General features: G+C 63.1%; 23 protein-coding genes. 8 read left to right on the forward strand and 15 right to left on the reverse strand.

Annotated features, from left to right (window positions below):
* Window positions 1-66: 66 nt before the first annotated feature.
* From J5251_RS12015 to J5251_RS12025, 3 genes are all read right to left on the reverse strand, one after another.
* Window positions 67-537 carry a DUF4383 domain-containing protein gene (locus J5251_RS12015; RefSeq protein WP_139005857.1) on the reverse strand — a complete coding sequence of 157 codons (471 nt, stop codon included), beginning with the start codon at window positions 535-537 and terminating at the stop codon, window positions 67-69.
* Window positions 538-750: 213 nt separating this feature from the next.
* Window positions 751-1176, reverse strand: a complete 426-nt coding sequence (locus tag J5251_RS12020) for a PRC-barrel domain-containing protein (RefSeq protein WP_139005856.1) — start codon at window positions 1174-1176, stop codon at window positions 751-753.
* Window positions 1177-1489: 313 nt separating this feature from the next.
* The gene (locus J5251_RS12025) at window positions 1490-1783 is read right to left on the reverse strand and encodes a DUF1540 domain-containing protein (protein ID WP_139005855.1); all 294 of its coding nucleotides are present in this window, start codon (window positions 1781-1783) and stop codon (window positions 1490-1492) included.
* Window positions 1784-2208: 425 nt separating this feature from the next.
* On the opposite strand from J5251_RS12025, the gene J5251_RS12030 reads away from it, so the two are divergent.
* Window positions 2209-3498: a S8 family serine peptidase gene (locus tag J5251_RS12030; protein WP_244250646.1), complete on the forward strand. Its 1290-nt coding sequence runs from the start codon at window positions 2209-2211 to the stop codon at window positions 3496-3498.
* 13 nt (window positions 3499-3511) lie between these two features.
* Window positions 3512-4204 (forward strand): TMEM175 family protein, encoded by a 693-nt coding sequence (locus J5251_RS12035; protein ID WP_244250647.1) that lies wholly within the window; start codon window positions 3512-3514, stop codon window positions 4202-4204.
* Window positions 4205-4354: 150 nt separating this feature from the next.
* On the opposite strand, the gene J5251_RS12040 is transcribed toward J5251_RS12035, so the two are convergent.
* The 4 genes from J5251_RS12040 to J5251_RS12055 all read right to left on the reverse strand — a co-directional run bounded on the left by J5251_RS12040 (window position 4355) and on the right by J5251_RS12055 (window position 7592).
* A complete protein-coding gene (locus tag J5251_RS12040; RefSeq protein ID WP_139005852.1) occupies window positions 4355-4576 on the reverse strand; it encodes an SCO4848 family membrane protein in 222 nt (73 codons plus the stop codon).
* Window positions 4577-4589: 13 nt separating this feature from the next.
* Entirely contained in the window at window positions 4590-5090 is a 501-nt protein-coding gene (locus J5251_RS12045; protein ID WP_139005851.1) for a DUF2505 domain-containing protein, read from the reverse strand.
* A gap of 77 nt (window positions 5091-5167) precedes the next feature.
* Window positions 5168-5377 carry a helix-turn-helix domain-containing protein gene (locus tag J5251_RS12050; protein WP_139005850.1) on the reverse strand — a complete coding sequence of 70 codons (210 nt, stop codon included), beginning with the start codon at window positions 5375-5377 and terminating at the stop codon, window positions 5168-5170.
* 115 nt (window positions 5378-5492) lie between these two features.
* On the reverse strand, window positions 5493-7592 hold the full coding sequence (locus J5251_RS12055; RefSeq protein WP_208574113.1) for a M1 family metallopeptidase: 2100 nt from the start codon (window positions 7590-7592) through the stop codon (window positions 5493-5495).
* A gap of 281 nt (window positions 7593-7873) precedes the next feature.
* Between J5251_RS12055 and J5251_RS12060 the strand changes: the two genes are divergently transcribed.
* Window positions 7874-8152 (forward strand): DUF1707 domain-containing protein, encoded by a 279-nt coding sequence (locus tag J5251_RS12060; RefSeq protein WP_139005848.1) that lies wholly within the window; start codon window positions 7874-7876, stop codon window positions 8150-8152.
* 9 nt (window positions 8153-8161) lie between these two features.
* On the opposite strand, the gene J5251_RS12065 is transcribed toward J5251_RS12060, so the two are convergent.
* Window positions 8162-9079, reverse strand: a complete 918-nt coding sequence (locus tag J5251_RS12065; protein WP_139005847.1) for an HNH endonuclease — start codon at window positions 9077-9079, stop codon at window positions 8162-8164.
* A 114-nt stretch (window positions 9080-9193) separates the two neighbouring features.
* Window positions 9194-10507, reverse strand: coding sequence for a UDP-glucose dehydrogenase family protein (locus tag J5251_RS12070; RefSeq protein WP_171059402.1), 1314 nt, complete (start codon window positions 10505-10507; stop codon window positions 9194-9196).
* A gap of 301 nt (window positions 10508-10808) precedes the next feature.
* Between J5251_RS12070 and J5251_RS12075 the strand changes: the two genes are divergently transcribed.
* The 3 genes from J5251_RS12075 (at window position 10809) to J5251_RS12085 (ending at window position 14444) form a co-directional block, all read left to right on the forward strand.
* Window positions 10809-11663, forward strand: a complete 855-nt coding sequence (locus J5251_RS12075) for a hypothetical protein (protein ID WP_139005846.1) — start codon at window positions 10809-10811, stop codon at window positions 11661-11663.
* 23 nt (window positions 11664-11686) lie between these two features.
* Entirely contained in the window at window positions 11687-12712 is a 1026-nt protein-coding gene (locus tag J5251_RS12080; protein ID WP_139005845.1) for a M20/M25/M40 family metallo-hydrolase, read from the forward strand.
* A 205-nt stretch (window positions 12713-12917) separates the two neighbouring features.
* Window positions 12918-14444: a M20/M25/M40 family metallo-hydrolase gene (locus J5251_RS12085; protein ID WP_244250648.1), complete on the forward strand. Its 1527-nt coding sequence runs from the start codon at window positions 12918-12920 to the stop codon at window positions 14442-14444.
* A gap of 24 nt (window positions 14445-14468) precedes the next feature.
* Here the strand turns inward: J5251_RS12085 and J5251_RS12090 are convergent, their stop codons facing one another.
* Both J5251_RS12090 and J5251_RS12095 read right to left on the reverse strand, forming a co-directional pair.
* Complete coding sequence (locus J5251_RS12090) at window positions 14469-15107, reverse strand: VanZ family protein (protein ID WP_208574114.1); 639 nt, start codon at window positions 15105-15107, stop codon at window positions 14469-14471.
* A 50-nt stretch (window positions 15108-15157) separates the two neighbouring features.
* A complete protein-coding gene (locus tag J5251_RS12095; RefSeq protein ID WP_208574115.1) occupies window positions 15158-16876 on the reverse strand; it encodes a sensor histidine kinase in 1719 nt (572 codons plus the stop codon).
* Between the two features lie 213 nt (window positions 16877-17089).
* On the opposite strand from J5251_RS12095, the gene J5251_RS12100 reads away from it, so the two are divergent.
* Entirely contained in the window at window positions 17090-17920 is an 831-nt protein-coding gene (locus J5251_RS12100; RefSeq protein WP_208574116.1) for a response regulator transcription factor, read from the forward strand.
* Window positions 17921-17969: 49 nt separating this feature from the next.
* Here the strand turns inward: J5251_RS12100 and J5251_RS12105 are convergent, their stop codons facing one another.
* The 4 genes from J5251_RS12105 to deoC all read right to left on the reverse strand — a co-directional run bounded on the left by J5251_RS12105 (window position 17970) and on the right by deoC (window position 21202).
* The gene (locus J5251_RS12105; RefSeq protein ID WP_139005842.1) at window positions 17970-18371 is read right to left on the reverse strand and encodes a hypothetical protein; all 402 of its coding nucleotides are present in this window, start codon (window positions 18369-18371) and stop codon (window positions 17970-17972) included.
* Between the two features lie 223 nt (window positions 18372-18594).
* Window positions 18595-19941 (reverse strand): Na+/H+ antiporter NhaA, encoded by a 1347-nt coding sequence (nhaA, locus tag J5251_RS12110; RefSeq protein ID WP_139005841.1) that lies wholly within the window; start codon window positions 19939-19941, stop codon window positions 18595-18597.
* A 293-nt stretch (window positions 19942-20234) separates the two neighbouring features.
* Window positions 20235-20474: a hypothetical protein gene (locus J5251_RS12115; protein ID WP_139005840.1), complete on the reverse strand. Its 240-nt coding sequence runs from the start codon at window positions 20472-20474 to the stop codon at window positions 20235-20237.
* A 56-nt stretch (window positions 20475-20530) separates the two neighbouring features.
* On the reverse strand, window positions 20531-21202 hold the full coding sequence (deoC, locus tag J5251_RS12120) for a deoxyribose-phosphate aldolase (RefSeq protein WP_208574117.1): 672 nt from the start codon (window positions 21200-21202) through the stop codon (window positions 20531-20533).
* Between the two features lie 168 nt (window positions 21203-21370).
* Here deoC and J5251_RS12125 point away from each other — a divergent pair, with 168 nt between their 5' ends.
* Window positions 21371-23026, forward strand: coding sequence for an ATP-binding protein (locus J5251_RS12125; protein WP_208574118.1), 1656 nt, complete (start codon window positions 21371-21373; stop codon window positions 23024-23026).
* Window positions 23027-23081: the final 55 nt, after the last annotated feature.

Raw genomic sequence — 23081 nt, forward strand, 5'->3', positions numbered from 1 at the left:
TCCCGGCTAAGCGGGCAAGGCCAGCGTCAGGGCTCGGGACAGCGGCGCACGCCGAGATCCCCGGGATCACGGCTTCCCGCGGTCCAGGTTTTTCGGACCTCTGATCAGACCGAGGGCGAACAGTACCGCCCCGAGCACCAGATGGAACCAGTTGTCCACTTCGCCTGCGGGCACCCACAAAGTAGACCCGTACCTGACATTGATAAGTCCGTAGGCTGCGCAAGCGACATTGAACAACCCCAGCCCGATCAGGGTGGCTTTTGTCGCGCCGACGCTGCGCTGGGCAGCAGCATAAATGCCGGCAGCGAACAGCAGCATCAGAACATTGTGCGTAATGGTGACCGGCAGCAGCCCGAAAAGGAGGGCATCGGCGCCGATACCTGTTACCTCCAGCTGGCCGTACTCGGCGGTAATGCCCGGGATAAAGCCAAGGATTCCCAGCAGGCCCAGGACTATGGCGGCGACCCGCGCGGTTTTCTGCACCGGCGTTGCATGGGCCCGGCGTTCGTCCGGACGCCGTTTATGCATGTTGACCATTTTCTTCTCCCTAGGATTGCGGCCGGCAAGGCCGTGCTTCTGACTTTGGGCCAGCCCCCGCTGTCTACTTGTTGGCCTGCCTTTATCTACTCAGTGCTGTCATGAGAGCCAGGAGGGCCGCATAGAAGTGAATTCCGATGATGGACCAGGCCAAACTGGGGTAGGACGGCAATGTACAAGACGTGCGTGCGGGCGGTCAGGAAGGGACGGCTTTCACCTCACCGAGGGATAGGGGTAGCCGGGGAAGATGTACCCGGGTGCCCAGTAGGGCGTGTAGCCGTAGTACCCGTAGAGATCCTCGTAGTAGCCGCGTTCCTCGACAATGTCAGGATCGTAGGTCGGCGCACCTGCTATCTTGTCTTTGGCCTGGTCGATACGGACCTCATCGGCAGTGATACCGGAGACGGCTTCAACGGGAATGAACGATTTTGTCTGGCCCAGCCCGAGGAATCCTCCTGAGGCGACCACCAGGAAGCGTACTTTGTTCTCCGCCGGGTCGACCAGAAGGTCGTCGACTTCACCGAGTTCCTCACCGTCTCTGGCCTTGACGTTCCTGCCCCGGATGTCCTCGTCATCCTGGGAGACGGTCCGGGCAATGTCGCTGAGCTTTTGGAGGCTGGCGGCTTTATCATCTGTCATGGTTTCTCCTCGTCGGCAATCAGTATCGAGCGGGTTCGGCGGTGTGTTGTGACGGACTCCTCCATCCCGGCCAGGTCTTCTTGTGGTGTCCTGTTTTTCACGTTACGGAGGGGGCGGAGGGGCTGCAACGCATGTTATCCACCTGTGACTCCATACGCCGCCCTGGGCGGCTGGTACATCGTTTGCGCGCCGCAATCGTGATCGTCCCCTGATTTTCGGCATGGCAATGCGCCGGAGCGGTGGGAGGACCACTCCAGCGCAAAGGCCGGATTATGAGCGCTGCGGTGCCAGAAGCCCTTACCGGGCAGACCCGCTACTTCTTGTGTGAGTAGGTCAGGCAGTCCGCGTTGTCCGCACCGGGGCCGACGTGGACTTCGGGTGCGTTGCAGAGCAGGTGGTCGTTGTGTACGCACTCCGCCCGCTGGCAGGCGCCCACCTGGGCGAGAACCTTGGGCAGGCCGCCATGCTTTCCGATATCAACAAACGTTGCGCAGGCGGCATGGTCTTCACCTCCGCCTACGGTGATGGCAACCGCGGTACAGCCTTCATGATCATTGAACCCGCAGCGGGTCACGCTGCAGTCGGCAACACTGGTGGTAACAGTCACGGCAGAACCTCCATGTCAGGTCGCCCGGGACGGACGGCGCCTCTTTCCACGGTAAGCCCGCATGGCGCTGAAAAATTAGTGCTGATTTAATGCGCTATTTCCCCGGCCCGGATGCGCTGCAGAATCAAGGAAGCATCTGTGGGGCAGTGGCAACTTACATCCGGCCAGGCACAGACTGAACCACCTGCGGACCCCATTTGATGTGGATTTCCGGGCGGAACGTCATGCGGCGCATGATTTTGCCCCAGCTATGGACGCTTCTTCCTTCGAGGTCCATACTGTGATTCCAAAGGGGTTTATAACGATATGGTGAAGCGCTTGGGGGCAGGTGGCCGCATATCGATTTTGGGGATATTGGGATCGAACCTGCTTCGGAGGAAATCATGGGGAGTCTGCATCCAGTAGCACGCCGTTTGCTGGCCATTGTGGCTGCATCAGCAACTGCTACGGCCGGAATGGCTTTTCTCGGATCGCCGGCACTGGCCGAGACCGAAGACGATTACATCGTTGTGCTAAAGGACTCCGCTGCCGATGTCGAGGACATCGCGGCGGACCATCAGGAGGAATTCGACGTCGAGGAGACCTCGACGTACCGCGAGGCCATCTCCGGTTACGCCGCGAGCATGACCGCTGCCAACGCCGAGCAGTTGGGCAACGACCCGGCGGTGGCGTACGTTGCCCTGGACCGGCAGTTCACCCTCGCGGCGCAGAAGACGCCGGTGAGCGTGACGCGCACCGGCGCTGATCAGTCCAGCGCCAAAGCCGGCGACGGCACGGGGTCCGTCGACGTCAACATTGCCGTCATCGACACCGGCGTCGATGCCACGCATCCGGACCTCAATGTCCGCGGCGGCGTCGACTGCAGCAGCGGCTCCGCGGTAAACGTGCCGGCGCCGGTGGACGTGATGGGCCACGGGACGTCGGTGGCCGGTGTGGCGGCGGCCCGCGACAATGATCTGGGCGTGGTGGGCATGGCCCCCGGCGCTCCGATTTGGTCCGTGCGGGTGCTGAGCGACGCCGGGACGATCTCGGAGTCCAGCCTGATCTGCGCCTATGACTGGGTGACCGGGACACGGACCGATAACAATGCGGACAACGACATTGCAGTCGCCAACGTGAGCATCGCCGGGCCCGGGACCGACGACGGCGCCTGCGGAAGCCAGAGCGGCGACCCCATGCATGCGGCGATCTGCCGTTCGGTGGAAGCCGGCGTGACGTACGTGGTGGCGGCCGGCAACGGCGCGACCGATGTGGCCGGAGTGGTTCCTGCAGCCTATGACGAGGTGTTGACTGCCACGGCGATCGGTGACTTCGACGGCAGGCCCGGCGGAGAGGCATCGCCGGTATGCCTGGGCCAGGACGTGAGTGCCTACGCCAGCGACGACCGGCCCGCGAGCTTCTCCAACTTCGCCACCCAGGGCGACGACCAGGAGCACACCGTTGCCGGACCAGGCGTCTGCGTTGAAACAACAGCCCGCGGCGGTGGAACAGCCTCCCCGCACGGCACCAGCTTCGCCTCGCCTGCAGTGGCCGGAACCGTGGCGCTCTGCCTGAACCAAGGCACCTGCGCCGGGTCCGTGGAGGACGTGGTGGACCGCTTCGTGGAGGCGACCGAGGAGTACAACAACGACAACCCTGACCATGGCTACGAGGGGGATCCACGGCAGTCGGGCTCGATCTACTACGGCTACCTCATCCGCGGTTCGCTGTTCTGACCCTAGTCCGGCTTTGACGGAGGGCACCGGCGCCGGGCAGGAAGGAGTGCCGGAGCGCCACGAAGGATTGCGGGAGCGCCACCGGAGGCTTTTCGGCTCCGGTGCCTCCCTCGAACGGCTGGTGTTTTTCAGCGACGCCGTCTTTGCCATCGCCATGACGTTGCTGGTCCTGGAAATCATCATTCCCGAAGGGCTGGACCAGGAGCATCTGGGCGCTGCCCTGCTGGCGGCGATGTTGGAGTTCTTCGCCTATGCCGTGAGCTTCGCCGTGATCAGCACTGCTTGGATGAACCACCACCGGAAATTCATTGTCATCCGCCGCTACGATGTCCGTCTGCAGTGGCTGAACCTGCTTCTGCTGTTCTTCATTGCGGTCCTGCCGATGCCTACCAGTTTCCTGAGCAACTATGGCGGCGAAATTTCGCCGTGGCCCGCGGTGCTCTACGCGAGCGTGACGGCAGCTGTCTTCGTGATGCTGAACCTGATCTGGGTGCATGCGTGGCGGGCAAAGCTAATGACCCAGGACGTGGACCGGGCTATGTACCGGTACGTGTTCTGGTCCATCCTGCCGGTGCCGCTGGTCTTCGTGCTGAGCATCCCGGTGGCGTTCTTCCACACGGATGCCGCCATGTATATGTGGCTGCTCATCATTCCCGCCATGGTGATCACCCGGAGAATTGGCCGGAAAGGTGCGGATGCCCCTTAGTCAGCCCCCTGCCAACGCAACCCGCTCCTTGGGAACGGCGAGAACGTCCCTGCCGGTTCCGACGCCCTCGTGGGAGGGACGATCTGGTGCGGCAGGGACGTTCTCGCGAAAAATCGCGGCCAGCATGAGGCTGGCTCCAGCGGGCTGGAGCTAGCCCGCCATCAGCCGGAAACCGATCACCAGCGTGGCGATCCCCAGGATCATAGACGTGGTGATCAGCATGAACCGCGTGGTGAGGTAGCTGGTCATATTGCCCTTGTTGTCCTTGGACCGCGGGTCCTTCCAGACTTGGAGCAGGAACGGCACCCAGGCGATGACGCTCCAGAAGCCGGCGAAGACCAGGATCCAGGCCAGGGCAGCAGGTACGTTCACGGTCGGTAAGCCCTTATGCCCGGCCGGCGATCCAGGCTTCGGCCTGCTCCGCCTGGATCCTCAGCGCCTTGCCCAGCATGGGCTCGGCTGCCGAAGCGATCTTGCCGCCGAGGAACGGGATGCCGGAGGAAACTTCGCCTTCGAGATCCACACGGGTGGAACCGCCCTCGGAAACCAGCTTCTGCACGGCGGCAACGTCAACCGGCGCTCCGGCAATCTTGACGCCGACGTTGACGGTGCGGGAGCCGTCGGCTTCCGGGGCCTGCCACTGCTCGGTCTGCGTCACGTTCAGGAACTCACCCAACATTTTCCGCGCAATGTCCGGGAGCCGGGTGGTGGGAATGTTCCGGACCACGGTGAGGGTGAAGGGACCATCGACGTCGCCCTCCTGCTCCACGGAGACAAGGCTGCCGCCGACCATCTCGCTGATGTGGCGGAGGAAGTCCGCGCTGACAAAGGTCTCGGTGACCCGTGCAACGGGGTGGGACAGGTTGGTGGAGGCGCTCAAGGCCATAGGTGGACTCCAAAGATCGGTCTCGGTTGGGATCAGAGTCCATCCTACTGTCTTGCACGGATGCGGCGCCTCCGGTGCTAACTCGACGGATCCGCCTCCACCGCTGCCTCCGCCAGGTAGGCCGCGACCGCCGTCTCGTTGATCCGGAACGAGTGGCCGATGTGGACGGCAGGCATCTCGCCGGAATGCACCAGGCGGTACACGGTCATCTTGCTGACATTGAGCCGGGCTGCGACGTCCGAAACTGTCAGGAAGCTGCCGATGTCCAGGTTCTGTTCACGTGACATTTTTCCTCCCCAGGAAAGGTAACGCCACTGTAGGCCTCGGCCGTGGCGTGGGTGGCGGAAACACGCTGGTGTTGTCGTTTCGATACCGCGGGTGGCGCGCCGTTACCTGATCGCGTCACAGGGCGCCGGGCTTCCCCGGAGTGAAGAGCCAAGTGTCGAACAGCTCTGTCAGATCCTGCCCCGAGTACTGCTCGGCGAACTGGATGAACTGCTTCGTCGAGACGACCTTGCCGGCTTTCTCCGTGCTCCAGCTCTTGAGCAGGCCGAAGAACGTGTCATCGCCGAGCTCCCCGCGCAGTGCGTGCAGCACCATCGCGCCGCGGGCCTGCACGGAGGCGTCGAAGACCCGCTCCGCTCCCGGATCCGAAATGCGCAGGTCCCAGAAGGGATCGTCGGCCGGAATGCCGCCGTAGAATTCGAACGCATCCTGCGCCTTGCCGAGGTCCTGTTCCTCGTTCCACAGCCACTGCGCGTAGGTGGCGAAACCATCCGCCAGCCAGGCATCCCGCCACGAGGCGAGCGAGAGGCTGCCGCCGAACCACTGGTGCGCCAGCTCGTGGACCATCATCGAGTCGGCGCTGGCCGGATCGTAGAACCAGTCTTCCGCATAGGTCGGGCGGCTCTGGCTCTCCAAGGCAAACCCCAGACCGTCTATTCCACTAACGACGCCGCCCGCGGCCTCCGCGGGATAGTCACCGAAATTGTCGGCCAGGAAACCGATGATTTCGGGCTGGCGGGCCAGTCCCTTTTCAACCCTTGCGCCGATGGAGACCGGCGTGGAAACCCCGGCTTCCCAGTCATTTTCGTTACCGGGGCTGCCCTCCGGCGCACCGGGAATGGTCCAGCCTTCCAGCCGGTCCCGGTTGCGGTCGTTCTCAAAGGACGTGCTGCCCTCGTCGGTGGAGACAATGATGTCCTCGATCAGCACGCCGTCACGCTGGCCGTTGATGTCGCTGGCGTAGGTGATGGACAGCTCCACGTCCGTGCCCTTGTAGGCGGACAGATCGAACTCCCACTTCTCCCAGCCATCGCTGGTGCCGCTGGCAGCCCACCAGTTGCCTGAGGTGCCTTCCGCCGTGCAGCTGCCCTCGCCGTCGTCGGTTTGATAATGCTTGAGGAACGGGTGCACCTCGTGCCAAGCAGGGCAGGCCAGCCCGGTGTCGTGAGTGGCGTGGCCGGTGGTGTCCTTGAGCGTGGTCCAGTCCTCGGCGCCGGCGGTACGGGCCTCCACGAACGCGAAGTCCCAGCCCGGTTCCGTGTCGCGTTCGAGCCAGAAGGACAGCTCGGCGCCGTCGTTAGGAATGCTGATGGTGCGGCTGAGCCGCTTGTAGGAGGAGTCCGAGGTGCGGGACCAGGCCAGACCGTTGCCGTTGCGCGGGGTTATGACCGACTTCAGTTCCGGATCCACCGCGTCCCAGTAATCGATACCGTCCTTGGCGTAGGAGTCGATCTCAAACTCGCCTACACTCATCGAGGCTAGGTACGCCGGCAGCTGTTCCTTGGCTTCCCACGTCCACGTGGTCCGGCCGCTCCTGGACTTCTTGTCCTTCAGCGCGCCGTTGGCGAGGGCTTCCCAGCCGTCCGGCACGGAGATGTTGTAGGTGTAGGTGGCCTTGTCCCGCGGGTGGTTGTTGGACGGAAACCAGGTGGGCGCGGTCAGCGGATGGCCGGTGACCGTGGCACCGGTTTCGGTATGGATGAAGCCGGCCAGGCCGGGCTCCTTGATGGTTTTGGGCACGCCCGAGTACTTGACGACCACGGTGAACTTGTCGCCCTCGCGGATGTTCTGCGGAGACCGGACCTTCAGCTCGCCGTCCTCCGGAACGGACCAGTAGGCAGAGAGGCCGTTGACCTCGACGGAATCCACCGAGAGTCCGCGCAGGTCCAGGTTGAAGGAGGACAGATCCTGGGCGGCACGGGCGCTGATGGTGGCAAGGCCGTCGAGCTTGTCCGTGGGCGGATGGTAGGACAGATCCAATTGGTAGTGCCTGACGTCGTAGCCGCCGTTGCCGGCCTGCGGGAAGTACTTATCGCCCACGCTGGCCGCGCCGGATTGGGATTCGAACAACCGCGGATCAGGCGCCGCAAGGGCGGCCGTTCCCGGTAGGACAGCCAGGCCCGCGGCCAGCGATGCCGCCACGGCTACCGCGATGCCGGTTCTGCGCCATACTGCCGGGCCAGTTGGTTCCGTGCCTGACCAGGATCTGTTGCTCATGCTGCCCCCTGAAACAGCGCAGTCGGTGTCTCTACCTTGCGCCGCTTCTGCAAGTGGTGTCAATGAATACGACCGGTGCAGTGTTACTGCGCCCCGGTGCCATTCTTGGTCCCGGTGCTTGGGAAAAAGTTATGTTGCAACGTTTACGTTGCGGTGCCACCCGCACCCCTGTATCTCCACGCCGGAGATGGGTAATCTGGCTATAAGAAACACTGTTCAGAGGCGACGTTGTCCGCGGCTCTATGGCAAGGTTGCTTCCGCGTCGAGGGAGATGCATTGCAATGAATGCAGAATGGTTCTTAGTCGGCGGAGCCTGGCTGTTCGGCCTGGTGCTGCTGATGGTCGTGGTACTGCTGGCAGTCATGGTGGTGCGGGCCTTTGTGATTGCTACCCGCAGTGGGCAGGAGCCGTTCCTGCTTACCCCGACAGCAACGCATCATGCACCGCCGCCCCGAAGCATGGCACGGCAGATCCTGGACCAGAGGCTGGCCCACGGCCAGATCACTTTGGACGAATATCAGGAGCGGCTGCGCGTCCTCGGCGAAACCAGCAACGTGTAGCCCGTCAGGTCATTCCTGGTCCCCGGTGCCCTTGATCTGCAGCAGCCGGGCGGCATCCCGCTGGGCCGCTTCTTCCTCGGGGCTCAGCACTGAGCCGGAAACGTGCGGCGGCGCCGCCATCAAGCGCCTCAATTCTGCGGGGGAGTAGGGGACGGGCGTGCGCTGGTGAGCCATCGCGTGGCAGTTGGCGCAGAGCGGCACCAAATCGGTCAACGGATCCAACTGGTAGTCCGGGCCCTGTTCGGCGGCCGGAACGATGTGGTGGACCTGGATGTAGTCTTTGCCGAGCCCGCCGTAGGCCGCTTCGAAGTTGAAACCGCAGGCCGCGCAGCTGGATCCATAGTGGCGGATGCAGGCCGTTCTCGCCTGCGGGCTGACCTCGTACCGGTTGGCGGAGACCTTCAGCAGGGCCTCATCCGGAAGCGCACCCGGCACGGCCAGCGTCGCCTCGAACTGGGATGGCCCGGCATAGTCGGCCCAGACGTCCCGCAGCGCGGGAAGTTCGGCGGGCGGGATAGGCTCGCCCCAGCCACGGACCGAGCCCCACGGCATGCCGGGAACACGGCTGGCCAACTCATCGTGGGGAACATGTTCGCCTTGGCGCAGGAGGGCGTCGAAATCGACGTCGACGGTAGGGCCTGGTTCCAGGCCCGCGGATCGGGACACGGAGACACCGTCGGGTCCCACCACGCCATGGCCGATCAGACCCCGGTGCTTCCCACCCGTGAGCAGCAGCCAGACCTCGGTGCCCGGGGCAGGCCCCGGCGCCGGGAAAATTTCTGCTTGTCCAGCGCGATCCTGAGGCAAGCCAAGGCTCCATCTGGTCCGGAACGCGCCGGTTTCAGTGACAAGCTCCACCACCTCGGGGAAAGCCGGTTGCCACACATTCCAATCGGCAGGATCCCAGCCGAGGACGATTGCGTTCATGGAATCCTCCTTGGTCCAGCTGGCCCGTTCTTCCGCCGTGGATGCGTCCGCGGTTTTCGCTGAAAAGCCTCGTCGGGCCGCTTCAAGCCAAGACTGCGGACGCGTCCATTAGCATCAAGGGCGCCCGATGCCCTTGTAAGTCCAGCCGGCTTCGCGCCAGGTTGCGGCGTCGAGGACGTTGCGGCCGTCGAGAATGCTCTTTTCGTCCACGAGATTTGCGACGGCGGCCGGGTCCAGTTCGCGGTATTCCTTCCATTCGGTCAGGAGTACCAGGGCGTGGGCCTTGGCCAGCGCGGTCTTTGTGTCCGGTTCGTAGGACAGTTCGGGGAAGCGGCCCTTCGCGTTGGGCAGCGCTTCCGGGTCGGTGACCGTGACGGTGGCGCCCTGCAACTGGAGCTGCTGGGCAACGCTGAGCGCGGGGGAGTCGCGCACGTCGTCGGACTCGGGTTTGAATGCGGCGCCGAGGACGGTGATGCGTTTGCCGATCAGGGAGCCGCCGACGAGTTCGCGGGTCAGCTCGACCACGCGGGAGCGGCGTCGCATGTTGATTGCGTCCACTTCGCGCAGGAAGGTCAGGGCCTGGTCGGCGCCGAGTTCGCCGGCGCGGGCCATGAAGGCGCGGATGTCCTTGGGCAGGCAGCCGCCGCCGAAGCCGACGCCGGCGTTGAGGAACTTGCGGCCGATCCGGTCATCCATGCCGATAGCATCGGCCAGGGCGGAGACGTCGGCGCCGGCGGCTTCGCAGACCTCGGCCATGGCGTTGATGAAGGAGATCTTCGTGGCCAGGAAGGAGTTCGCGGCGGTCTTGACGAGTTCGGCGGTGGCGTAATCGACCACGAGGCGCGGGGTCTCGTTGGACAGCGGGGTGGCGTAGACCTCGTCCAGGGCGGCGGTGGCGCGTGCGCCCCGTTCGCCGGCGGGGACGCCGTAGACGAAGCGGTCCGGGGTCAGGGTGTCCTTTACGGCGTGGCCTTCGCGCAGGAACTCCGGGTTCCAGGCGAGGACGGCCCCGGGTGCCTTGGCGGCGACCATGTCGGCCAGGCGCGCTGCGGTGCCCACGGGAACGGTGGATTTGCCGACGGCGATGTCGCCTTCGTGCAGGTAGGGGATGAGTTCGTAGAACGCGGAGTCGACGTAGGTCAGGTCCGCGGCGTATTCGCCCTTGCGCTGCGGGGTACCGACGCAGACGAAGTGGACCTGGGCGCCTTCGGCGTCGGCCATTGACGTGCTGAACTTCAGCCGCCCGGTCTCCTGGACCTCGGTCAGCAGTTCCGGCAGGCCGGGCTCGAAGAACGGTGCGCGGCCGGCCTGCAGCTCGGTGATCTTGCGCTGGTCCACATCGATGCCAACGACTTCATGGCCGAGCTTGGCCATGGAAGCCGCGTGGACGGCGCCTAAGTAACCACAGCCAATGACGGAGATACGCATACAGATCCTTTGAACGAGACTTCTTGGAAAAACCCTATTGACAGTATCCCGCAAACATGAAGAGAAGATTAAAACGCCACTGAACTTGAGGGGCGCCGCTGAACTTGAGGGGACCTTGAGGTTCATACCTTAGGGTGAGGCCAAGCCTAAACGCTTGAGCCACCTGGGGACGGCCATGCGATGGGCGATTATTGGGGAGTTGGGGAACTCATATGTCTGTACTTGTTCGCGTCCAAAGTGCCATCCGTCAACCTGGACAAAAATACCGAACAGCCAGCCGTAGCGAACAGTTGGTGCTGCCATGACCGGATTCATGAGCGAGCGCGTGCAAGCTGCTGCGGACAATGGAACGGTCCTGGTCGGCGTGCTGTGTCTGGCCCTGGTGTTCCTGTTTTTCGCGCTGCAGCGCAAACCGCCGCGGTTGCTGAAGACCGATCCCGCGATGCTGCCGTCCACGTTTTTCACCGGCGTCATGGCAGCGGCCCTGTTGGCAGGGCTTAACGGCGGCGGGACTTCAGAGCTGATCGGTGCAGGCCTGGCGGCGGGCGCTGCCTATGGCCTGTTCTGCAGCTTTGTCCGGCAGCGGCCCGCGCGGTCGGGCAGCCTGCACCTTGTCAGGTCTTTCATTGAGTTCATCATTGCCGCGGCGGCGGTGTTCTACGCGACCACCGCCTACTTTGAGCTGGCGGCCCAGTCGTCCGCAGCCGGGTTGCCGCGCCCATTCTGGACCGCAACCTACATTGCGCTACTGGCCGCTGCGTTCATCGCGGTGCTGCCGAATACGCTCCACAAGATGGGCAGCCATGGTTCGATCCTGGACGTGGGCATGTGCACGTATGCCGCCCTGGTGTTGCTGACCTTCTGCCTAGCGCCGACCGGCTTGGGGACGCTGGGGCTGCCCGGGGACCGCTGGATCTGGGCGATCGCCGGTGTTGCGGTGGTTCTGATCGCCAGCGTGCTGGCGCCCGGTGCGGTGACGGTGGCCGGCGGCCTGTTCCTGCTGCTCGGCGGGGTGCTGCTGGATGCCTCGGTCGGGGCGGATTTTTCGCCGTCGTCGCTTGTCTCCGCGTCGGTTCTGGGCGCCTATGCGGCCTGCTTCTGGCTGTGCCTGAGTTTGACGCAAAAAGTACTTCCGCCAGTGGTGCAGATGCGCTAGTTTCAACGCAAGGGGGAATATCCATGAAAATGCATAGAAGTGCCCGGGCAGGTCTTGCCGCAGTGGCTGCGGCCGCCGTCGTTGTTCTTGCAGGTTGTTCCGCCGCTCCGCCGCCGCTCGTTCCAACGCACAGCGCTGACACCGGTGCGCTGCGCGAGGCCGTCAGCGCCCGGGACATCATGGACCACCTCGAGGCGCTGCAGGACGTGGCCGATGCCAACGGCGGCCACCGGGCCGCCGGCAGTTCCGGCTACGAGGAATCCGCCCGGTATGTCGAGGAGCAGCTGCGCGCGGCCGGGTACGCCCCTGTGCGCCAGCATTTCACTTACGAGGACCACGGCGAGGAGATCGAGACCTTCAACATCCTCGCGGAAACCGGCGGCAGCGACGAGCACACCATTGTGGTGGGCGGGCATTTGGATTCGGTGCGCCGCGGGCCCGGCATCAACGACAACGCCAGCGGGGTGGGTGCCATCCTCGAAACGGCGCTGCGGATGGCGGATTCCGGGATCGAGCCGATCAACAAGGTGCGGTTCGCATTCTGGGGCGGCGAGGAGGAGGGGCTGTACGGATCGCAGCATTACGTGGACGAACTCAGCGGCAGCGAGGCCGGGCAGCATGCGGTCTATCTGAACCTGGACATGGTGGCCTCGCCCAACGGCGTACGATTTGTGCACGACGGCGACGGCTCAACCTTCGGCGACAACGTCCCCAACGGTTCGAATGAGATTGAGGACGTTTTCGTCGACTATTTTGCCGACCGCGGGCTGGAGGTGCTGCCCACTCCGTTCTTGGATGGCGACTCCGACTACGCGGCTTTCCTCAAAGCCGGGATTCCCTCCGGCGGGCTCTTCACCGGCGATGCGGGCACCAAGAGCGGGGCCGAGGTGCAGGGCTTCGGCGGCGAGGCGGGAGTGGCATACGACAGTTGCTACCACGAGTCCTGCGACACGATCGAGAACGTGGACACGGACCTGCTGGAGGAAATGGCCGACGCGCTGGCACACGCGACAATAGCCTTCGCCACGGCCACTCCCGCGGAGGGCTAAGCGGCCTAGCCCGTACTGCAGCCTGCCTGTCGGCTTCGATTGCCGGATCAGGCAGGAGGTTTTTGTCAACCCCTGATGGTGATTTTGCCTCCTCGAAGGGGCAACTGGTTGTGCGCTCTTCCGGCCCGTGAATCCCTCGACTAACGTCAGCCACACGACCGGTGTTGGGGGCCATGCCGGGCGACATTCAACCGAAATCAGGGGAATGACGAAAATGAATCATCGTCGCAATAAGCGTGTCGGGGCGATAACCGCCGTCGTCGCTTTGGCACTCGGCGCCGGGCTGCCCGCCTACGCGGACAACGGGACGGACACGGAAAAGCTGCGTGAAGCCGTTACTGCTGAGAGCATCATGGACCACCTCAAAGAACTGCAGAAGGCCGCCGACAACAATAACGGCAACCGCGCAGCCGGAACCGCTGGCTACGAGGCAACGGCGGAATACATCGAGTCCGAATTGAAGGATGCCGGCTACGACCCGCAGCGCCAGTACTTCGACTACCAGCAGTTCATTGAACATACGGACTCGGAGCTGGTCCAGGTTTCGCCGACCGAGAAGACCTATGCCAACGGAACCGACTTTACGACCATGGAGTACTCGGGTGCCGGCGACGTGACGGCGGCAGTAACAGCAGTGGATGTGAATTTCACCGATCCGGCGGCCTCGACCAGCGGTTGCGAAGCCGCCGACTTCGAAGGCTTTACGGCCGGCAACATCGCCCTTATCCAGCGGGGCACCTGCACATTCGGAGTAAAGGCGCAGCTGGCTGCGGAGGCAGGTGCTTCGGCAGCCATCATCTTTAATCAGGGCAATGGCGACGACCGGACGGGGCTCCTGAACGGAACGTTGGGTGAAGCCGTTGCGATCCCGACGGTCGGTGCCACCTACGCAGTGGGCCAGGCTCTGGCCGCAAATCCGGCGACAACGGCGCACGTGAAGGTGGATGCCGAAGTCAAGCAATCCACCACGTTCAATATCCTGGCGGACACCGCCGGTCGCGCAGACCGCACCGTAGTGGTCGGCGCCCACCTGGACAGCGTGGCCGAAGGTCCCGGCATCAACGACAATGGCTCCGGCAGCGCTGCAATCCTTGAGACGGCTATCCAGATGGCTGAGCAAGACAAAGACGGGCCGCGCAACCGCGTGCGCTTTGCCTTCTGGGGAGCAGAGGAAAGCGGACTGATCGGCTCCACCCACTATGTCTCACAGTTGACCAAGGAGGAGATTAAGCAGCACGCCCTCAACCTGAACTTCGATATGGTTGGCTCGCCAAACTTCGTGCGTTTTGTGTATGACGGCGACGGCGATGCTTTCGGCCAGGTCGGCCCGAACGGATCGGCCCACATCGAACATGTTTTCAACGACTACTTTGCCTCTCAGGAGCTGGCATCAGCACCCACGGCCTTCAGCGGCCGGTCCGACTATGCTGCCTTCATCGAAAACGGCATTCCGGCAGGCGGCTTGTTCACCGGAGCGGAAGGAGTGAAAACCAAGGAGGAGGCAGCTGTTTTCGGCGGTACGGAGGGGGCGGCCTACGACGCCTGCTACCACCAGGCGTGCGACGATATCGAAAATTTGAGTACGGAGGCGCTCGATCAGATGTCAGACGCTGTGGCGCACGCAACGCTCACCTTTGCCGAGACGACGTCCGCAGTCAACGGGACGGCCAAGGGCGGCTCCAACAGCGGTGTTGCCGACATGAAGTTTAAGGGGCACTCCGCACTGAAGTAAGGCAATAGAAACCCTGCGTTACAGCTAGTGGTTGGCGCCGCCGTCGTTCATCTGTTCCGGATGTTCGGCGGCGGCGTCCTCTTTGGCTACGCGCCGGTATTCCAGGAACGCATACAGGACCACCAGGCCCAGCGCCGAGCCATGGGTGTTGGCCAGCACATCCTGCATGGTCCCGAACCGGCCGGGCAGGAACGTGTCCTGGACCAGTTCGATCAGGAACGAGACGGCGAAGGCAGCAGGGACGGCGATCCAGCGGTAACCCGCACGCAGGAGCGTCCCGCCCAACAGGCCGAGCGGCACGAACATCACAATGTTGGCGCTGGTCTCGACGAAGTTGTAATCGATCCAGTCCGGCGCACCGAAGGCGTGCAGCTTCGCCAGCACCTGCAGGATCGTGCCGCTCGCATCGCGGTCCACCGGCGTTGGCCACAGCACGACCAGGGCCACCGTCAACAGGTAGCCGATCAGCAGGAAGCCGGGCAGATGCCCGCGCCGCCCACCAGCAGGTGCGGTCAGCAGCCGGGCTCCGTTTTTGGCATCGTGCCTTCGCCGGAACCAGGACTCAAGCCTGGCCCAGGGCCGCGACCGGCGCATCGCCAGCACAGCGGACTTCAACCGTGCCGCCAGCGGTGCCAGTTTCGTCCCGAACTCCTTACCCTGCATTCCCAACTTCGCTGCCCACGTCCCCAGTTTGGTCCCTAACGTGTGCCGCATCAAACCTTGTCCGCCGACGTCGCCTCCGTCGGAAGCACCGGGTTCCCGCCGTCGGCCGGAAGCAGGACCCTGAATGTGGTGCCCTTGCCGAGCTCACTTGTGAAGTTGATTGCGCCGCCGTGCGCTTCAACAATCGCCTTGGTGATCACCAGGCCAAGGCCAACTCCGGGGATGGCCGCGCGGCGGACCGTGGGAGTGCGGAAGAATTTGGTGAAGACCCCGCCCAGGTCTTCTTCCGCGATGCCCATGCCGTGGTCTTCCACCTCGATGCCGACACTGCCCTCCGCCCGCCACGCACGGACGGTAACGCGACCGCCGGCGGGGGAGTACTTGATCGCGTTGGAGAGCAGATTGTCCAGCACCTGGCACATTCGGTCATGGTCAATGAACGCCTCGAGATCGCTGGGGCTTTCATTGACCAGCACGACGCCGGCTTCCTCCGCCCGAGGTGTTGCCGAAGCCAGGCAGGATGCGATGACGTCGGCCAGATCGGCGTTGCGCTGCTCGATCTTGGCCGGGCCGGAGGCAGTGGTGAGCAGGTCCGAGACCAGCTGGAGCAGCCGTTCGGCGTTGCGCAGCGCCACACGAAGGGATACGGCCATGGAGCCGTCCGGATCCTTCAGCTGGGTTTCTTCCAGCGCCAGATCGAGGTAGCCGATGATTGAGGTCAGCGGTGTGCGCAGCTCGTGCGACACGCTGGCCACGAAATCGTCTTTGGCAGCCAGGGCGTTCACCAGATCCGTGACATCGCTGAAGGCAACTACAGAACCGGCGAAGGCGCCGTCGTCGTCCCGCATGGATCTGGCGGAGATGGACATGGCCCGTTGCTGCTTGCCCTCGCCGATCCAGACCAATTCGTCGGAAAAGGTCTCCCCGCGCACGGCCCTCAGGACCGGCCGCTCATCCGGCGGGATCAGCGAGGTACGGTCCGGTTTGTACACGTGCAGCTGGCCTTCATTGGGATCAATATTGCCCGCGGGAGCGGCCAGCATGTGGTTCTGCAGTTGGCGCCGGTTCATCAGGATGTCGTGCCCGTTTTTGTCGACAGCGACCAGACCGACGCCGACCGTGTCCATCATCGTCTGCATGAGCCTGGAACGGTCCCTGGTTTCTTCCAGGACAGCCTGAAGTTCGCGGTCCTTGGCTTCGAGGACTCCCTGTTTGTCCGTCTCGCTCAGGCTGAATATCGACGCCGTGACGCAGATGGCGAGCATGATGATGGGAATCAGGAAAGGATCGGCCAGCCCGGCTGCGGTGACCGGCTCACCTGAGGTCAACACAGGTACCCAGACCAGCATCAAGGGCGCGAAGAAGCTGATGATTCTGGCGGCAACTGGCGCAACTCCGGACCATGCCAACCAGAACACCGGGAAAACCGCCAGCATGCTCAGCCCGCTCAGCGACTCCGCACCGCCTGTTCTCAGCGCCGCTACGACAACGAAATCCAGTAGCGGGATGACCCAGTAGGTGGGGTAGGGCAAGCGGTCCCAGGGGACCAGAAAGCTGGCTACCGTCAGAACTGCCAACATGATGAGCCCAGCCTGGAAAGCGTCGTTACCAAGTGTGGCCGGGAAGAAGAATGCCGCCACCAGGGCCACCAGGGCCACGCAAATCACCAGCGGCATCTGGCTCAGGAAGACACGGTGCCGCAGATTCAGTTCATGAAACTGCTTCCGCACGCCGAGCATGGCCAGCGCGTTTTTGACGACTGCGGACATGTTCCCCGGTTTCCTGTTCCTGCAGCAGATGACACGTGATACCGGCACAGTTTGTCCTGCCCGCCGGAAAATCAGTATAAAGGTGGGCCTGTCCCGTTCCGGCCATCGTAGCCCGGCAAGGTCGGAAAAAGTGTCCGAGGTGAAAGGTATAATACGAACAGTTGTTGCGGCGAGGCGCATCATTGACGTGCGGGCAGGAAGTTCGGGGGGATTTTGGAAGCATCACGGGTGGCAGTCATTGTCGAAGATGACCGCGACATACGGGACCTCATCGAGGCTGTTCTGATTCAATCTGGTTTCGAGGTCTATGCTGCAGCCAGCGGGGAAGAAGGCGTTCAAGCCGTAGAGGAACACGACCCCTCCATCGTCACTCTGGATCTTGGCCTGCCGGATATGGACGGGTTCGAAGTAGCCCGGCGGATCCGTCTCTTCAGTGACAGCTACATCATCATGCTCACCGCCCGCGCCGAAGAGCTGGATACTTTGCTGGGGCTGGAATCCGGCGCAGATGACTACATCACCAAACCGTTTCGCCCGCGAGAGCTGCGGGCCCGCGTGGCAGCTATGCTCCGGCGGCCGCGGATGGGCGACACTGGTGCGATTTCCGTGGGCCGCGTGTCGGTGCCTGCCGCTCCGGCAAATGGATCAGGGCAGCCGGAAGGCAAGGGGCAGGAACAGGTGGCCGAACCGGCGACTAATGGAAACCAAACCGGCACATACTTGCATAACGGGCTTCTGCTGAACCACCGCACGCGGACCACAGAGGTCAACGGCCAGGAGATTGAGCTGACCCGCACGGAGTTCGACCTGCTCCACGCGTTGATGGAAAGCGGGCGCGTGGTGCGTACTAAGACGGACCTTGTCCGCCGGCTCCGCTACGAGGACTACGACACTGGCTCGTTTATCAGCGACGCCGATATGCGCGCTATAGAGGTCCATATCGGTAACCTGCGCAGGAAGCTGGGCGATAATTCGCGCGAGCCCCGCTGGCTGGAAACAGTTCGCGGAGTCGGTTACCGGCTAGCCCCCAAGACTCTCCGCTAACCGACCCGCCGTGTGCGGGCGTCTGGCCTCGCCGCGTCCATCTGCCGGATTAATTGACGCCGTTCCTCCGACAACCTGCCTGTGGTTCCAAGTAGTCCAGTTGTAGCTGGGCCATCGTGGCGCGACCGCATGCCGTGATCTCGTCCAACAGGTCCAAAGTGCAGGAAGTCATAATGTCTTCGCCCAAACGGAGCAGCATTGCCTGCAGGTTCGCTGCCAATTGGGACAGCCTGCCAGCGCCGGCCATCGCGCTGGAAACCTTCACGCTCAGGACAACGTCCATGGCAGCCTTCGCATCGGAAGCCCGGATAGCTTGGCACAAACGGACTTGTCGTTCATCCCAGATGCCGATGAAGCTACGGACGAATGCCCGGCAGGTCTCTTCATCCTCAAGCTCAGCCGCCAGCTGATGCAGCGTTTCCAGAGAGACCAGCGGCGCAACTTTCGGCATATTTGCTACCGCCCTTCTGCCAGTCAATCGACCGCTCGCACTTGATCCCTGGACCTCTACTTCGCTACGACATTCATCGTGCCTTGCGACGCTCAGGATGCAAGGCAAAAAAGACTCAAGATCGGCTCAAGATTGCCTGACGTGCAACGTCCGCCCGCATCTGCCGGTAACCGCCACCAGTTGAAGGGTGGACACCGGCATCGACACAGGAAGGCGACATCAGTTAGTTGCGACCCTCGCCCTCAAACACATCGGGGATGCCGTCCTGGTCGGTGTCTGCGGTCTCGAGTTCCTCGATCTTGCGGTAGTGGCGGTTGCGGGCGCGCAAAATGACGGTGGCGGCTAGCGCGGAAATGAGGGAGCCGGTCAGCACCGCAACCTTCGCATGATCGTGATGCTCAGTGCCGAGGGCGAAGCTGAGGTCGTTAACCAGGAGCGAGACGGTGAAGCCGACGCCGGCGAGTAGCGCGATACCGAAAACGTCGATCCACTTCAGCGTCGGGTCCAGATTAGCCTTGCTGAGCTTGGTCAAGGTCCAAGTGGTCAGCATGATGCCGATGGGCTTGCCAAGGAACAGGCCAAGGATGATGCCCAAAGCAACAGTATCGGTGAGGGAGGCGCCAAAACCCTCCCAACCGCCCAACGCGACGCCGGCGGAGAAGAAGGCGAAAACTGGAACCGCGAAGCCGGTGGAGAGCGGGCGGAAGCGGTGCTCCAGCTGCTCGGCTAAACCGGGGCCGGCATCCGGGCCGCCGTCCTTTCTGCTGCGCAGCACCGGCACCATGAAGCCCAGCAGTACGCCGGCGACGGTGGCGTGAACACCGGAGGAGTGCATCAGAGCCCATGTGATGATGCCCAGCGGCAGCAGGATGATCCACGCGGCGATGTGGTTCTTGGCGAAGAACTTAGCGTACTTCTGGGTCAGGAAAGCGAACAGCGCCAGCGGGACGAACATCAGGAGCAGGAACGGGACGTGCACTTCGGCGGTGTAGAAGAAAGCGATGATCGCTATGGCAATCAGGTCATCCACCACCGCCAGCGTGAGGATAAAGATGCGCAGGGCGCTGGGCAGGTGCGAGCTGATGACCGCGAGGACAGCGACGGCGAAAGCGATGTCCGTGGCGGTTGGAATGGCCCAGCCTCGCAGCGCCTCGGGGCCGGCGGTCAGGTTGACGATCACGTAGATGAGGGCAGGAACTGCTACGCCGCCGAAGGCTGCGGCAATGGGCACGATCGCCCGGCTGGGGGAGCGCAGGTCGCCTGCAACGAACTCCCGCTTGAGCTCCAGGCCTGTGAGGAAGAAGAAGATCGCAAGCAGGCCGTCGGAGGCCCATTTCCCGATGCTCAGGTCGAGGTGCCAGGGCTCGTAGCCGATCTTGAAGTCGCGGATGGCGAAATAGCTGTCCGCGGCGGGGGAGTTGGCCCAGATCAGGGCTGCTACCGCGGCGATTAGCAGCATGATGCCGCCGACGGTTTCCTTGCGCATCAGATCGCTGAGCCGGACATATTCCGGGTAGCTGCCTCGGCTAAGAATGGTCTTCTTGCCGTTTCCGGGGGCGGGGTTAGTCACTGGTTCTCCAGACGATTTTTGACATCACAGATGTACTCGACGACCAGACTTCCCGTCACACCGTGAGCCAGTTTACATCCATGCGCGTGAGGTGCGTCATCTGTTACTGCACCAGGAGGACACTGCAGGCGGCCCCGAAGAAGGCCACGTTGCGGGGTGGGTTGACTGGCGTTAACTAGCTGAGCGCACAGCCTGCTGCAGGTGCCACCGGGTTTTCGACCAGAGCCGAGCACCGGAGTTCTCCTGCAACAAAAAGGCTGTGCGCCCAGGTGTGTGGGGCTGTAAAGCCTGGACTAGCGGGAAGTGTTGAGTTCTTCGTGCGAGTCCGAGCGCCCAAGGATCTCCTTGGGGATGAAGAATGCGAGGGCAAAGAGCAGCAGCCCGATGCCGAAAGCCGGAATGGCACCGATCTGCGGCTCCAGTCCGAAGGAGAGGAGGGCTCCCGCGAAGAGGACCATCATGATGACGAAGGTGATGATATTGCTAACCAGGTGGCCTTCACCGGAATGGGAACGCTGCTTGGGGGTTGCCATGGAACTGATTCTCCTCGTTAATGCCGTGCTAAAAGAAGTGCCCAAAATTGAGCGGATTAGTATGCGGAAGTAGCTTGCTCACCGTTAACAATAGCGACTGATGAGCTCGCTCCAATTCTCGTGGCACCGGCTTCGAGCATCGCGCGGGCGTCCTCGATAGAGCGGATGCCCCCGGAAGCCTTGACTCCGAGCTTCGGACCGACCGCCTTGCGCATCAGGGCAATGTCTTCAACAGTTGCCCCGCCGCCGCTGAAACCGGTGGAGGTTTTCACGAAATCCGAGCCCGCTTCGGCCGCGACCTCGCAGACCAGGGTCTTTTGTTCATCGGTGAGGAAATGTGTTTCCAGAATGACCTTCAGTGCAGCCCCGCCGGCGTGCACGGCATCGGCCACGGCAGCGATGTCCGTGTACAGCGAGTTGCGGTCATTGGCACGGGCAGCGGCGATGTTGATGACCATGTCGATCTCGTCTGCGCCGTCCAGATTGGCTCCGCGGGCCTCGTAGACCTTCACATCGGTGGGAGTGGCTCCGAACGGAAATCCAATAACGGAACAGGTCTTTACGCCGGAACCCTTGAGTGTGTTGTGCACCAGGGCAGTCCAGAGCGGGTTGGTGCAGACCGAGGCGAACTTGTGCTCAACGGCCTCCTTGCACACGGCAAGGATGTCTTCGCGGGAAGCATCCGGCTTGAGCAGCGTGTGGTCAATGTAGGAGGCGATCCCGGACATAGTCACCCTTTCGACAGCTTGTTCTGGAGCTCCCATCTTTGCATAGAAGCACTGGCCCCGCATGGGTCACGGCGAGTCGCCTGCGATGGCGGTGAACGGGTCCGACGGCAGGCCGAAAAAAGGGTGTACCGGTAGGTTCAAGCGCCAAAGACGTGGTGAGATATTGGAATGACATCTACCGCGGACTCACCGGCCGGCGGCGAACCTGCCCCATTGGCGCTGGTCGCGGGATGTCCGGACGCGCTGACGGGCATCCCGGCGGCCCTGCGTGCAGCGGGCATCTCGGTGGTGGACGGAACCGGGGCGGCAGGAACAGCACCTGATGTCGCCGTCGTTGCTGTGGGCCCGGACGGAAACGGAGCCGACGTGCTGGCCGGACTGCCGGCCGAAGCCGCAGACGCAACCGGCGGAAACCTGCCGGTCATCCTGCTGGCCAGCGAGGCCATGTCAGCCGAGGAAATTGCGGCCCTGGACGTGGCCGATTTCCTGATGGAGCCTGTGCCGGAACAGGAGCTGGTGCTGCGGATCCGCACCTTGCTGAAGCGGACCAAACGGCAGCAACTCCGGCGCGATTCCACCGCGCAGTTGCGCCAGCGCACCCGGGCGATTTCGGCGGCGATCCGATCGTCGAACGATCCGCAGTTCATGGCCGAACAGGTAATCGCCGGCTTGAGCGAAACTTTCGGGGCTGACCGCAGTTGGATCCGTACCTTCGGCGACGAACGCGTCCCGGCGCTGGAAATGGGCTGGGACAGCTACGGCATCAACGCTTCCGCACCCGCCCTGCCCGCGGATGAGGCTGAGCGGCTGGCGGCGATGCTATGGGAGGACGAGACCGTCCTGTCCGTGCCGGACCACGATGGCGCGGAGCTGCCCGATTGCGAGTCATTGAGGAAAGCGGCCGGCAAGGACGGGCTCAAGACCTCGGTAGTGGTACCGCTTGGCCACGGCGGCAAATCCTTCGGGTTGCTTTGGCTCGCCGGTATAAGCCGCGCCCGCGAATGGGCGCCGATCGAGCTGTCGCTGATCCAGCACGTTGCCGGCAACCTCGCTCACGGTCTGGTGCAGGGCCAGCTCATCACCGCCCAGCGGCAAGTACTTGACCGGGTGCGTGAACTGGACCAGGCGAAAAGCGAATTCGTCGCCACGGTCAACCATGAATTGCGGATCCCGCTGAGTTCGATCATCGGCTACTTGGACATGATCATGGACGACGGCGTGGGCCAGCTTCCGCACGAGATAGCCAGAATGCTCGAGATTGTGGATCGTAATGCCCATCGGTTGAACAACCTCGTCGAGGATGTGCTCACGCTCTCCAGGAGCGACGCCGGAAACATCCAGCAGTCCATCCAGCCGGTCAAGCTCGTCGCTTTGCTGCAGTCCGTCATCAGCACGCTGGCGCCTGCGGCAACAGCCGGCCGGATTGATCTGAGCCTTCGGGAGCCAGCTTCGGACGTCGAGGTGGACGCCGACCAGGAACAGCTGGAGCAGGTGTTCGTGAACATCATCTCGAATGCGGTGAAGTTTACGCCCGCCGGCGGCAGTGTCGCCGTCGGTATCAGCAGCGGCAGGAGTGACTCCGGGGTTCCGCGGGCTTGCGTCAAGGTACGTGACACCGGTATCGGCATCCCGGCCGACGAGGTGCCCAAGCTGTACGGCCGGTTCTACCGTGCCTCCAATGCCACCGCCGCCGCCATCCAGGGCACGGGACTCGGACTGTCCATTGTGCAGGATCTGGTGCACCAGCACGGCGGCGAACTGCATATTTCGTCCCGGCTGCATGAAGGGACCACGGTTTACGTCCAGCTGCCCGCGCGCCGCTAAAAGAGGTACCCATTGAGGTACCAGCTGAAGATAAAGGTTTCACATAAACTGGTGT

The organism is Arthrobacter crystallopoietes (assembly GCF_017603825.1).
Classification (GTDB): domain Bacteria; phylum Actinomycetota; class Actinomycetes; order Actinomycetales; family Micrococcaceae; genus Crystallibacter; species Crystallibacter crystallopoietes_B.